We start from the raw sequence: 13760 nt of genomic DNA, 5'->3' as shown, positions 1-13760 counted from the left end.
CCTGGTAGCTTTAGCCAAAACATAAAAACAAATATGAAAAAAACGATCATTGCTTCCTTATTACTCTTTATTGCTTGTAAGGAAGAAAAGAAGGAGATTAAGACAGATGTAAAACCAGTACAGATAGAAGAAAAAGTAGTTTTGCATAATGAGTCCAATGAGGCAGAAGATGCTAAGAAATGGCTGGAAAAGAGTATTGTAGATTACTTTAAAGCCGATATCGGAAGTGAAGAAAAGAATATGCGGAAAATCACAACCAAAGACTACTTCGATTATAAAATGGATGCAATGAATGTTGACCTGGATGTAAGCGGAGGCCTTACTGAAAAAGAATTTCAGGATAAATGGAAAACCAGATTTGATGTAAGAAAAGCAGGTGTTGGAGCGGGCTTTCTGATTGCAGCACAGGATTGGGATAAAATTGAAGTTGGAAGCTGTGATTTAGAACTCTCCTCAACAGATGAATATCTCTTCAATGTAGTGCTGACAGACAAAAATTTTAAAGCAGAATATCCGTCAGTAATAAAAGTAGTAAAAGAAAACGGTTCTTTTTTGATTGCAGATGTACTGCAGGAAGAACCAAAATCAAATTAAATAGATACAATACAATGTCAAAAATAGAAATAGCTTGTTTTAATCCTGAATCAGCGATTATCGCTTTTGAAAATGGGGCAGACAGAATAGAATTATGTGATGGACTCAGTGAAGGCGGAACTACTCCGGATTTCGAAACGATGAAGAAGCTTCGTGAAAAAATTACAATCCCGATTTTTGTGATGATCCGTCCGAGAGGTGGAGATTTTACGTATTCAGATTCGGAATTTGAACAGATGAAAAATGATTTGGTTCATTTAAAATCATTACATGCAGATGGTTTTGTATTCGGTATTCTGGATGAAAATGATGAGGTTAATATAGAACAGAATAAAGCTTTAGTAGAGTTGGCCGCACCGCTTCCATGTACTTTTCACCGTGCTTTTGACCGTGCTGCAAGCCTGGAAGAATCTCTGGAAAAAGTAATCGACTGTGGTTTTACAACCATTCTTACCTCCGGTCAGAGACCCAATGTATCAGAAGGAAAAGAGAATCTGAAAAAGCTTGTTGAGTTATCCAACGGAAGAATAGAAATCCTTGTCGGAGGTGGTCTGCGTTCATCCAATATTGAAGAGATTAGAGCAGTTACCCATGCGGGTTACTTCCATTCTTCAGCCATTACGGATGGTGGGGCTTTTGCCAATGTGGATGAAGTGGTTGCATTGAAGAATAAATAATATGCACTCTGGTTGTCATTCCAAGCGTAGCGGGAATCTAGACTGATAAAATAGAGATTCCTTCGTTTCTCGGAATGACAAAATCACTGGTATGATAACGATTCAAAACAAATTTATTGATGAATAGAACGACCCTTTTTGCTTTCCTTTTTATGCAGAATATCCTTTCCGCACAGTTTTCACAAAGAAGCTTGTCTTCGGAGAACTGGCAGTTTAAAAACTCAAAAGACTCAAACTGGTTTCCTGCGAAAGTTCCGGGAACCGTTCATTTGGATTTAATGGATAATAAGATCATTCCTGATCCTTTTAAGGATGAAAATGAAAAGAAAGTACAATGGGTTGAAAATGAAGACTGGGACTACCAGACCTCATTTACTATTTCGCCCCATGAACTGAAGAATGAAAACACTGATCTGGTTTTTAACGGATTGGATACATTTTCTGAAATTTATCTTAATGGTCAGCTGCTGAAGAAAACAGATAATATGTTCCGAAAATGGAATATTCCAGTGAAACAATATCTGAAACCGGGTCATAATACATTGCAGATTAAATTTACATCCGCTGTGAATACCGGAAAGGAATTAGCGAAAAAAGTTCCGTTCACTATGCCGGAATCACCAAGAAGCTTTGTAAGAAAAGCACAATACCAGTTCGGTTGGGATTGGGGACCAAGACTGGTTACTGCAGGAATATGGAAAGATGTCCAGCTGGAATTCTGGAATAATGCTAAAATTATTACGGTTAAGGATATTCAGAAAAGAGTTTCCGGCACTTCTGATAATTTGCGCTTTGAAGTTGAAATTTATGCTCAAAATGATGGAGATTATACCTTGGATCTTAATAAAATTCACCAAAAAATATCTTTAAAAAAGGGGATAAATAAAATATCGGTTCCTTATGAAACAAGCGGGATGAAGCTTTGGCAGCCAAACGGACGAGGTGAAGCTCATCTTTATGATTTTGAAGTAAAACTATATAAAGATCAGAAAAATATTGATACTAAAAATATCAGGATAGGTTTAAGGACCATTGAATTGATTCAGGAAAAAGACGAAAAGGGAAAATCATTCTATTTTAAAGTGAATGGACAACCACTGTATATCAAAGGAACCAACTGGATTCCGGGAGACAGCTTTTCACCCAGAATGACCAAAGAAAAATACCAGAAACTGATCAGGGATACCAAAGAAGCCCATATGAATATGATCCGTATCTGGGGCGGAGGTATTTATGAAGATGATGAATTTTACAAAGCCTGTGATGAAAACGGGATATTAGTATGGCAGGATTTTATGTTTGCGGGAAGCTTTTATCCGGCAGATGAAGCATTTTTAAACAATGTAAAAGAAGAAGTAAAAGATCAGGTCAGCAGGCTTCAGAATCATCCATCCATCGCTTTGTGGTGCGGGAATAATGAAATTGATGAAGCGATTGTTAACTGGGGATATCAGAAACAGTTCAACTATTCAAAAAGCGATTCATTGCAGGTTTGGAAAGACTACAAAAAACTGTTTCATGATGTTATTCCAAACGCATTGGCGGAAAACCTTTCTTCTGATAAAAATATATACTGGCCGAGTTCTCCGTCCATTGGCTGGGGACATAAGGAAAGTCTTACCGAAGGAGATTCTCATTACTGGGGCGTTTGGTGGGGAGAGCAGCCCTTTGAAGTTTATAATGAAAAAGTTGGACGATTCATGTCTGAATATGGCTTTCAGGGTACACCAACCCTTGAAACGACAAAATCAATGTTTTCCGGAGTTCCGGAATTAAACCTTCAGAATCCAACGATAAAAGCTCACGAAAAGCACGCCCGTGGCTGGGACATTATTAATGAATATCTGAAGCGTGATTACAAAATTCCAACGGACTTTGTACAATACAACTACGTTTCACAGCTCTTGCAGGCAAGAGGAATGCAGATCGCTATTGAAGCTCACCGCCGTGCAAAACCTTATAATATGGGAACGCTGTATTGGCAGCTTAACGATTGCTGGCCGGTGGTTTCCTGGTCTTCTATTGATTACCTTGGAAACTGGAAAGCCTTCCATTATCAGGCGAAAAGAAGCTTTGAACCTGTTTTGGTATCAATAGCGGAAACCGAAAAAAGCTACGATATCTATCTGATAAGCGATCTCTTGAAAGAACTGAAAACAGAGACAAAATTTGAATTGATTGATTTCAAAGGAAAAATACTTTGGAAAAGCAATCAGTCAGATAATGTAAAAGCTGATGTAAGTAAGAAAATACGAAGTATCATTAAATCAGAACTGGGTCAGTTTGATTTGTCTAAAGCTGTTTTAAAAATCAGTTCCGAAAAAGATACAAAATTCGAAAAGCTGTTTTTCTTTAGTAAACCAAAAGATCTGAAACTCTTACAACCTGATATTAAAATCAGAAAAATATCACCCACGGAAATTGAAATTTCAACAGATACGCTGGCTAAGGACATTTATTTAATCGGTGATACTCATTTCAGCGATAATTTCTTTGACCTGCTTCCGGGAACTTCAAAAAGGATTACCCTTTCAAAACCTTTGGAAAATATAGAGGTGATGAGTCTTTGGGATGTGATGAAGGAGTAATAGTCAATTGTAATTGATAATAAGAAAAAAACTCTTAAGAAGTCAGAAGTCAACCCTTGTCAAGGTTTAAAACCTTGACAAGGGTTATAAATTTCCGGCAGGTAGATCTCTAAACCTTATAGGTTTCAAAACCTATAAGGTTTAAAGCAGAAAAGTTTCATTAGAAATTCTACCGAAAAAAATATAAATTTTACCCCTCCAACTCAAAAATCAGCCGTAAATTTGCCTCATATTTTATTACAGTTATGGTAAATTTTGTTCTGATTGCAGTGTGTATCATTGCAGGAATGGTATTCAAAGCAACAAAATCTATCCACCCCGATGCTCACAAAGGCATCAATACCTGGATTCTTTATCTTGCTCTTCCGGCAGTTTCGTTTAAATATCTGCCCAAAGTAAAATGGACAACAGAAATGCTGTTCCCGATTGCAGCCACATTTTTAATTTCTGTGTTCTGTTTCTTTTTTATGATGTTTTACAGTAAGAGCAGGGGATATTCAAGGCGTTCCAGAAGTACATTAGAACTGGCAAGCGGATATAGTAATACTTCATTCATCGGATTTCCATTAATCAGTGCTTTTTATGGTGAAGGGCTTCTGAGTATCGCCATTATCTGCGACCAGACGATGTTCTTTGCGCTTTCTACTTTGGGAATTATTGCTGCAGTAAAAGGGGGAAGTAAATCAGGAAAGGTGAGCGCGGCATTTATTTTAAAGAGATTAATAACATTTCCACCATTAATTGGCTGTATTTCTGCTTTGGTATTGTCTCAGTTTATTGACTTTACTGTTGCTGAGCCATTTTTTGATAAGCTGGCAGCAACAGTAAGTCCATTAGCTCTGTTTTCAGTTGGATTACAGCTGAAATTCAACGGATGGAAAAAACTGATTCCTCAAATGTCTATGTCGATGCTTTATAAATTGATTCTGGCACCCGCAATTGTTCTGGGAATGGCTTTGTTATTCGGAATAAAAGGAGACGTGGCAAAAATTACAGTATTTGAAGCAGCCATGCCAACTTTGGTTACTTCAAGTATTATTGCAGAACAGTTCAGGCTGAACACAAAACTGACGAATCTGATCATTGGAGTCAGTATCATTGTCGGATTTATTACCTCTGCATTCTGGTATCAGATTACGGAACTGTTTTTTTAGTCTTTCATCAATCCTTATCTTCGATCCTTTCTGAATTTGTGTTGATCTTTTATCCATACGCTTTGTCATTCAGCAGGAATCCAGCCTGTCATATCATTGTTTTCGATCAATGTAATTCTAGACATTAAAAAATATCTGAATGGGTTAGATTCCTATGGAATGGACAAAAATAAGGAGAAAGTAAAGAATAGAATGCAGTTTCAGGTTCTTGGTTAAAGATTACGAAAGAATCCCCACAAAGTTGCAGTTCTCTCAGGAAAAATCTAATTTTACATTTTAAATATTTCCCTTGCAATACGCTCAAATTGTTTTACCCCTGAACCTGAAAGGATCTTTCACTTATAAAGTTCCTGAAGAAATGATGTCTGAAATCCAGCCCGGAATGCGTGTTCTGGTGCCGTTTGGCGGAAAGAAAATCTATACGGGAATCGTGTTTGAGCTTCATGATAATGCACCGGAAAAATTTGTAGCCAAGGAAGTCATCAGTATGCTGGATGATCAGCCGATTCTTCCTCAGGAACAGATTGATTTCTGGAACTGGCTTTCAGAGTATTATTTGTGCAGCCTTGGAGAGATTTACCGGTTTTCATTCCCTTCTTCTTTAAAACTGGAAAGTGAAACCTATTTAAAATTAAAACCCGGAGCTGTTATTGATTTTGAAAATCTGGATGTTAACGAAATGTATCTGATTCAGGCTTTGGAAGTGCGGCAGCTGATCAATCTGACGGATATCGAAGCTTTTATTCCTAAAAAAGATATCATCAGAACCATCAATTCTCTGATTGATCTTCAGTACATTGAAATTGATGAGAAAATTGCTGAAAAGTATAAAGCCAGGGAAGTTGCTTATGTAAGAATTAATGATGAGGTTCTGGCTAATCAAAATCTTACGGATATTCTTTTAAAACTGAACAGAGCGCAGAAACAGAAAGATCTTTTCCTGCTTATTCTGGAAAAACAGACAGAAAATCCTGATGTTCCCATCAAAAAATCTGAACTGTTTGAAGACGGTTATTTCGGAAGTTCCCACTTCAAACCTTTGGCAGACAAAGGTCTTGTGGAGGAATACTTTATGCAGAAAGACAGGATTGAAAGCTATGAAGGAGAAATCGAGGAGCTTGAAGAACTATCCGAACAGCAGAAAACAGCAAAAGCTGAAATTGATGAAGCTTTTGAAGAAGAGAAAAATGTCCTGCTTCATGGTGTTACTTCATCAGGGAAAACCCATATCTATTTAGAGAAAATTGATGAATGCATCCGTGACGGAAAGAATGTTTTGTTTTTGCTTCCGGAAATTTCGCTTACCAAACAGATCACCCAGAGATTAGAGAAGAAGTATGGAAGGCAGCTCGGTTTTTATCACCAGAAACTGACTGATTTTGAAAGAGTGGAAGTCTGGAGAAGAATTAAGCAGAACGACATCCGCATTCTGATCGGAACCCGTAATGCTTTGTTTTTACCTTACCGTAATCTGGGGCTTATTGTCGTTGATGAGGAACATGATTCTGCTTACAGGCCAAGGGAAGTATCTCCTTACTTTAATGCAAAAGACGCGTCTCTGGTGTTAGGCAGGATGTATAAAGCCGGAGTCATTCTGGGATCGGCTACCCCATCAGTCGAAAGCTACTACAGTGCCCGGAAAGATAAAATGAAATATGTTTTCCTGAATGAAAGATTCGGGAATGTTAATTTGCCGGAATACGAACTGATCAATTTCAAAGAAGCTCAGGAATCTAAAAAGGTTTCTGGAAATTTCTCGCTGAAGCTTATTGAAGAGATAAAGAAAACGGTGGATGAAAAGAACCAGGCGATTGTCCTTCACAACCGCCGTGGTTATTCCAATGTCATAGAATGTGAAAGCTGTGGCTATGTGAACTACTGTTCGAATTGTGATGTGGTCATGACGTATCACAAAGCGGCAAATGAAATGAAATGCCACTACTGCGGACAAAGAGCTTCAAAACCGAAGACCTGCCCGAAATGCAATTCTGAAAAGCTGAACGAAAGAGGAGTGGGTGTAGAGCAGATTCACGAAGAAGTTTCCAGGCTGTTTCCGGAAAATGAGGTGGACAGGATGGATGTGGACTCTATGCGTAAGAAATTTGCCTACGAAAAACTCTATGAAAAGATTGAGGACGGAGAAACAGATATTATTGTAGGTACCCAAATGATTTCCAAGGGACTGGATTTTGATCATATTGAACTCGTTACCATCCCAAAAGCAGATTCCTTATTATATGTACAGGATTTCAGAGCAGAAGAAAGAGCGTATCAACTGATCACGCAGGTTTCAGGAAGGGCAGGAAGGGTTTCGGGAAAAGGAAGGATCCTTATTCAGACCTTTAATCCTGATCATTCTGTATTTCAGCTCATCAAGATGAATAATCCTGCCAAGATCTATAAATATATCCTTACAGAACGTCAGAAGTTCCATTATCCGCCTTTCACCAAGCTGATTATGATTGAATTGAAACACAGAAGAGAGGATAAAGCTGACCGGGCATCACAGTTTCTGGGTTCAATCCTTAGAAAGTATCTTCCTGAAGAATGTGTTTTAGGTCCGGAAAGAGCACAGATTGCAAAACTGAATAACTTCTATCAGTTCCAGATTATGCTGAAGCTTCCCCGTGGGAAAAACTACGAGAAATTCAAAAATATGGTTTTGATAAGTTTGAAAGAATTTGATGAAATCACTGCATATCAAAGCATTAAAAAAGATGTTTTTGTTGATTTTTAACAATTTTTAACAAACTTTACACTCTTTTATAACGGGGCGGTGGTCCGTTATATAACAATAATTTCTACTTTTGGACGTTGATTAAGTGTTTGGCTCTTTTACTGAATGATTTAACCTTTCATTTTTTATAGAGTCAAAACTACAGAACAAAAAGAAGATAGATGGTAAATTTCAGAAAATATATTTCAAGTGCGGCGGTGTTGGCTTCTGGTCTTTTCCTGGCTCAATCTACCGTTTCTACCGTTCTTTATTCCCAGAATTATGACAATCAGAAAAGCAGTTTAAACCTGCCTTCACCCGTTAGTACGATAGTGGAGAAAACTGTTTTGTCAGCAAAAGAACTGGTAGACATTAATGTAAACACAATGATGGCGGATCCTGTGCTGAAAAATGCAACCTGGGGATTCGTAGTGTATGACCCGAAAACGAAGAAGGTTATCTCTTCGTACAACGAAAATACTCCTTTAGTACCTGCTTCTACAACCAAATTACTGACAACGGAAACGGCTTTAAATATGCTGGGTGAAAACTACCGTTGGATGACTCAGCTGGAGTACTCAGGAACTATAGATGAAAACGGAGTGTTGAATGGAAATCTTTATGTAATAGGAAGCGGAGACCCTTCTTTGGGAACAAACAAAGCAGGTGCAGCATCTTATAGAGATATTATTTCAGATTTCGTAGGCGGTGTTTCAAGAGAGGGAATCAAAAAGGTAAATGGTGATATTATCATTCAGACAGCGCTTTTCAAAGGCAATATTTCAGTGCTTCCGGAAAATGTTGTATGGTTGGAAAACAATAACTATTATTTGCCGGCAGGAAGTACCCGCGATATCAACCCGGCCAACGAAAAACTGATCGTTAAAAAAGGTGGTTTCTCTACAGAAAAGAAATTTTTCTACGTTTCTCCCTACAATCATCAGATGGTATATGCTGATAAATACGAAGGAAACGGAGTTTTAACAACCAAACTTCCTGATGCACCGGCTTACCTTGCCAACTCTTTCAGAACAACACTGATGAAAAGCGGAATTCCTGTTACCGGAAAAGTAACTCCGAAAATGACAGATGCAGCCCCTGAAAACAGAAAAATGCTTTCAGCATATAAATCACCTACTTTAAGTGATATTATTTATTATACCAACCAGCACAGTGATAATTCACTGGCAGAAGCTTTGTTAAGAACGGTAGGATATCAGAAAATGGGCGACCAGACTTCAGAATCCGGAAGAATCGTGGTGACTAATCACCTGAAAGATGCAGGTTTTGATATGGTTGGACTTAATTACATTGATGGGAGCGGACTTTCAAGAAGTAATAATGTAACCCCGATTTCTCAGGTGAAATTTCTTACTTCTCTGATGGATCAGAAATACTACAGATCTTATCTGACTTCTCTGCCCATCGGAGGACAATCCGGAACATTGAAAAGAATGTTCAATGCAGGAGGGAACGGACAAGTTTTTGCGAAAACAGGAACTTTGAATAAAGTAAAAACATTAGCCGGTTATCTGAAAACCAATTCAGGAAAAACGTTGGTTTTTTCTTTAATGGTGAATAACTATTCCGGATCAGTAGATATGGTGAAGAAAAGAATGGAAAAAATTCTTGAACCCGCACTGGATCTTTAAAAATTTTTTATTTTATATATTATAACAGCCTTTTAATCATGGATTAAAAGGTTTTTTTTATATTTGATTAAATTTTTCTAAACATGACAAAATTGTACCTTTTGGTGTTGGGATTGTTATTGTCTCAACAATTTTATGGCCAGAAGCAAAGGCAAAATACGGATATGAAAGGATTAATCGAAAAAGAGAAAAAATCCTTCACCCAAAAGATGAATATCGGGAATATCAATCCCAATACCCTGAATTACGATTTACAGTATCAGAGAATGGACGTCAGCCTTGATCCTGCAGTGTATAATATTTCCGGTTCGGTAACTTCACATTTCAAACCTACACAAAGTATGGGAAGCATTTATTTTGATCTTTCCAATTCATTAACGGTTTCTCAGGTGAAATATCATGGAACTAACATTACAAGCTTTCAGCAGCTTCCTTCAAAAGAACTGAAGATTGATTTTCCAGCTTCTATTCCTGCCAATACACTGGACTCTCTTACCATTTATTATGCAGGAGCACCGTCCACAAGTAATGATGCATTCAAAACTGCTCTTCAGAGCGGAACTCCGGTTCTTTCTACTTTGAATGAACCTTATGGCGCTCAGGACTGGTTTCCGACAAAGCAAAGTTTAAATGATAAAATTGAAAGATTTGATTTTAAAATTACAACTCCATCAAACTACAGCGTGGCAGCCAATGGAAAACTGATGTCTGAAACTTTTCCTACAGGAAACACCAAACTTACGTTCTGGAGAACGATGTATCCTACACCGGCTTATCTGATAGCGTTGTCCATTACCAATTTTGTTAAGCTTAATGATACCATCGGAAATCCTCCGTTTCCTTTTGTGAACTATATTTATCCTTCCACGAATTCAAATGCCACCAGTATAGCCAATATTAACTGGACAAAACAGGTAATGAATACTTTTGAAACCTACTTTGGTTCTTATCCTTTCCGTAATGAAAAATACGGACACATGGAATTTATGTTTGGCGGAGGAATGGAACATCAGACCATGTCTTCCATGGGAGGTTGGGGCAAACAGCTTATTGCCCATGAACTTGCCCATCAGTGGTTTGGTGATAAAGTAACCTGTGGTGCATGGAATGATATCTGGATGAATGAAGGCTTTGCAACTTTTGGAGAGCATCTTGCCAATGAAAAACTATTGATGACCAATACAGAGTTTCTGAATTATTTACAAGGCCAGTCCAACTACATTACCGCAAGTACAACAGGAAGTGTTTATGTCCCGGATTCCGGACTTTCCAGCATCAACAGAATATTTGACAGCAGATTGTCTTATGCTAAAGGAGGATATGTTTTGAGAATGCTGAAATGGATTTTAGGGGATACTGCATTTTATCAGGCACTTAAAGATTATCATGCGAGACCGAACCTGGCGTACAACTATGTGCGTACAGCTGATTTTAATGCTTCTTTGCTTCAGTCTACCGGAAAAGACTTTACAGAATTTTTCAATGACTGGGTTTATGGCGAAGGATATCCTACGTACACCATAAAGTGGATGCAGGGCGGAAATCAGGCTTTATTTAAAGTTTCTCAGACGCAAAGCAGTGCTAACGTTAGCTTTTTTGAAATGCCTTTACCGATTAAAGTAACAGGAACTTTGGGTCAGACCGCTTATTTTGTGCTTAATAATACATCTAATAATCAAAGCTTTTTACAATCGGTAACATTCCCGATTGCAAGTGTTCAATTTAATTATGAATACCAGATTCTTGAGAAAAACTCTACGGTGGTTCAGGATAATACGTTAAGTGTTTCTTCTGTTGAGAAAGAAGAATTTGGTTTGTATCCGAACCCTGCAAAAAATGAAATTAATCTGAAAGGAATTGACAGGCCTGTGGATTTTACGATCCATGCCATAGACGGAAAACTGGTTGGAAAAGGAACGTATCAGCCGGGTAAAGCGATTGGAATAGCAGAATTGATTCCGGGAGCTTATTTTATTACGATTGATGAAAAAAATATCAAATTTATCAAACATTAAAAATAACAAACGGTAAAGTATATGAATGGTTACTTTTACCATAATCAATCATAATATCACAAAAGAAGCTTTCAGATTTGAAAGCTTCTTTGTTTTCTTGCAGCTCTGGCTCCTCTTTTTCTGGCCGTTTTCACCTTGTATTCAAACCATTTTTCTTTGAATATTTTACGCATCAGATTGTCAAAATGTCTGGTGATCACAAGATTTTTAAATCCACGCCATTTTTCAAGCGGACTTGACGGCAGTGCCCTTACTGATATGGAATAACCTTCTGTATCATATTGAATATAATGCCACCAGCCGGAAGGAATATAAAGGGTTTCACCTGGATGAATGATAGCTTCATAGCCATTTAAATAGAGAAGGGCCGGATATTTTTGGTAATCAGGATTTTTAATCTGAGCCAGGCTATGGAAATTGTAGGGCAGCTTATACATAAAATCAGACTGTTCCCACGGGAAGAGCCAGATTCTCTTGTTTCCCTGAAACTGTGTGATAAAAACATGGGACATGTCAATATCAATATGATTTCTGGTGACAGAACCTTCTCCTCCAAAAAACATAAAGGGCAGCCATTTCAGTATTTTACCATTCGTTACATCATTGTAGATGAGGTCATTCTTCAATTCAGGTTTTATTTTCAGTAAATTAAATAAGAAAAGCCTGTGTTCGGTGGGAGCAGATTGGATGAGATCCAGATATTCTGAAAATGTAGTCTGTGCAATAGGATCACTGGCCACTCTGTCCAAAGAATCAAGCTCACTTCCGTAGATGTTGACTTTATGATCTCCTGCAATCTCTTTGAAATACTCATAATTCCACTTTTTAAAAGCTGGACTTTCCGGATGCACAAAGTCCTCAATAATAACCGGAATTCCCGGCTTCATGTGGTTATTGATAAAGGTTCCTGAACTGATCGTCTTTATTTTTTGTACCGGCTTTAATCTCATGCATTAAAATTTTAAACAAATATAAATATTATCCTACTAAATTTGTAGACTAATAATGTTAAAAGTGAAAGCCTTTTCAATTTTTTAGAATTAAACTTATAAAAGGTTTTATTTTACTGCCTTTTTAGTAAATTAGCACATCTAAAAAATTACTAAAAATGATCTCTGAAAAATACCTTCAACATTTACAGAACGAACTTCAGAATATTGAGAATGACGGACTTTACAAAAGAGAAAGAATCATCACTTCTCAGCAGAGCGCAGAAATAGAAGCGAACGGAAAAAAGCTTTTGAACTTCTGTGCCAATAATTATCTGGGATTATCCAACCATCCGGAAGTGATGAAAGCTTCGCAGGATATGATCCAATCTCACGGATACGGAATGTCTTCTGTACGTTTTATCTGTGGAACACAGGATATTCACAAGGATTTGGAGAAAAAGATTGCTGATTTCTTAGGTCTTGAAGATACCATCCTTTACGCAGCTGCATTTGATGCCAACGGAGGTGTTTTTGAACCCCTGTTTACAGAAGAAGATGCTATTATTTCAGATGAACTGAACCACGCATCAATCATTGATGGTGTTCGTTTGTGTAAAGCCGCGAGATACAGATATAAAAACAATAATATGGAGGATCTGGAAGCCCAGCTGATTGTCGCTTCTGAAAAGAACCACCGTTTTAAAATCATCGTTACAGACGGAGTATTCTCAATGGACGGTATTGTTGCAGATTTAAAAGGAGTTTGTGATCTTGCCGATAAATATGATGCTTTGGTAATGGTAGATGATTCTCACGCAACAGGTTTCATCGGAAAAACAGGCCGTGGAACTCACGAAGCGAATGAAGTAATGGGTAGAGTAGACATCATCACTTCTACTTTAGGAAAAGCCTTAGGTGGTGCTTTGGGAGGATTTACTTCCGGTAAAAAAGAAATCATTGATATGCTGAGACAGCGTTCAAGACCTTATTTATTCTCCAACTCTCTGGCACCTGGTATCGTAGGGGCTGCATTAAGAGTCTTGGATATGATTTCAGATGATACCTCTCTTCGTGATAAAGTAATGGAAAATGCAGAATATTTCAGAACGGAAATGAAAGCGAAAGGCTTTGATATTCCTGATGGAGATGCTGCTATTGTTCCGGTAATGCTTTACGATGCTCCGCTTTCTCAGAAAATGGCAGAAAAGCTTATGGATGAAGGCATCTACGTCATCGGATTCTTCTATCCTGTGGTACCGAAAGGAAAAGCAAGAATCAGAGTACAGTTATCTGCTGCCCATACCAAAGAACATCTGGACAAAGCGATTGCTGCTTTTGAAAAGGTTGGAAAAGAATTAGGAGTGATCTCTTAATTATTGAATGGGGTATAGCAATGAAAATATAATGTTCGGCTCGGGCAGCAAAGCTGCCC

At 37.8% G+C, this 13760-nt stretch carries 9 protein-coding genes; 8 read left to right on the top strand and 1 reads right to left on the bottom strand.

Features of this window, described 5'->3' with window-relative positions:
* Window positions 1–33: 33 nt before the first annotated feature.
* The 7 genes from LIV57_RS16835 (at window position 34) to LIV57_RS16805 (ending at window position 11396) form a co-directional block, all read left to right on the top strand.
* The gene (locus LIV57_RS16835) at window positions 34–594 is read left to right on the top strand and encodes a hypothetical protein (protein ID WP_227943541.1); all 561 of its coding nucleotides are present in this window, start codon (window positions 34–36) and stop codon (window positions 592–594) included.
* A 14-nt stretch (window positions 595–608) separates the two neighbouring features.
* Entirely contained in the window at window positions 609–1271 is a 663-nt protein-coding gene (locus LIV57_RS16830) for a copper homeostasis protein CutC (RefSeq protein WP_227943540.1), read from the top strand.
* Window positions 1272–1390: 119 nt separating this feature from the next.
* On the top strand, window positions 1391–3859 hold the full coding sequence (locus tag LIV57_RS16825; RefSeq protein ID WP_227943539.1) for a beta-mannosidase: 2469 nt from the start codon (window positions 1391–1393) through the stop codon (window positions 3857–3859).
* A gap of 245 nt (window positions 3860–4104) precedes the next feature.
* Entirely contained in the window at window positions 4105–5013 is a 909-nt protein-coding gene (locus LIV57_RS16820) for an AEC family transporter (RefSeq protein ID WP_227943538.1), read from the top strand.
* Window positions 5014–5302: 289 nt separating this feature from the next.
* Complete coding sequence (gene priA, locus LIV57_RS16815) at window positions 5303–7750, top strand: primosomal protein N' (RefSeq protein ID WP_227943537.1); 2448 nt, start codon at window positions 5303–5305, stop codon at window positions 7748–7750.
* A gap of 161 nt (window positions 7751–7911) precedes the next feature.
* The gene (dacB, locus tag LIV57_RS16810; protein WP_202838479.1) at window positions 7912–9381 is read left to right on the top strand and encodes a D-alanyl-D-alanine carboxypeptidase/D-alanyl-D-alanine-endopeptidase; all 1470 of its coding nucleotides are present in this window, start codon (window positions 7912–7914) and stop codon (window positions 9379–9381) included.
* A gap of 83 nt (window positions 9382–9464) precedes the next feature.
* Entirely contained in the window at window positions 9465–11396 is a 1932-nt protein-coding gene (locus LIV57_RS16805; protein ID WP_227943536.1) for a M1 family aminopeptidase, read from the top strand.
* A 71-nt stretch (window positions 11397–11467) separates the two neighbouring features.
* Here LIV57_RS16805 and LIV57_RS16800 read toward each other — a convergent pair whose 3' ends face one another.
* Window positions 11468–12346: a cupin-like domain-containing protein gene (locus LIV57_RS16800; RefSeq protein WP_227943535.1), complete on the bottom strand. Its 879-nt coding sequence runs from the start codon at window positions 12344–12346 to the stop codon at window positions 11468–11470.
* A gap of 158 nt (window positions 12347–12504) precedes the next feature.
* On the opposite strand from LIV57_RS16800, the gene kbl reads away from it, so the two are divergent.
* The gene (gene kbl, locus LIV57_RS16795) at window positions 12505–13701 is read left to right on the top strand and encodes a glycine C-acetyltransferase (RefSeq protein WP_227943534.1); all 1197 of its coding nucleotides are present in this window, start codon (window positions 12505–12507) and stop codon (window positions 13699–13701) included.
* The last annotated feature ends 59 nt before the right edge of the window (window positions 13702–13760 follow it).

Origin of the sequence: Chryseobacterium sp. X308, from assembly GCF_020733145.1 — a bacterium.
In the GTDB taxonomy this organism is placed as follows: Bacteria; Bacteroidota; Bacteroidia; order Flavobacteriales; family Weeksellaceae; genus Chryseobacterium; species Chryseobacterium cupriresistens.
The sequence above is the reverse complement of the archived record's forward strand: the minus strand, read 5'-3'. Positions and strand labels throughout refer to the sequence as shown.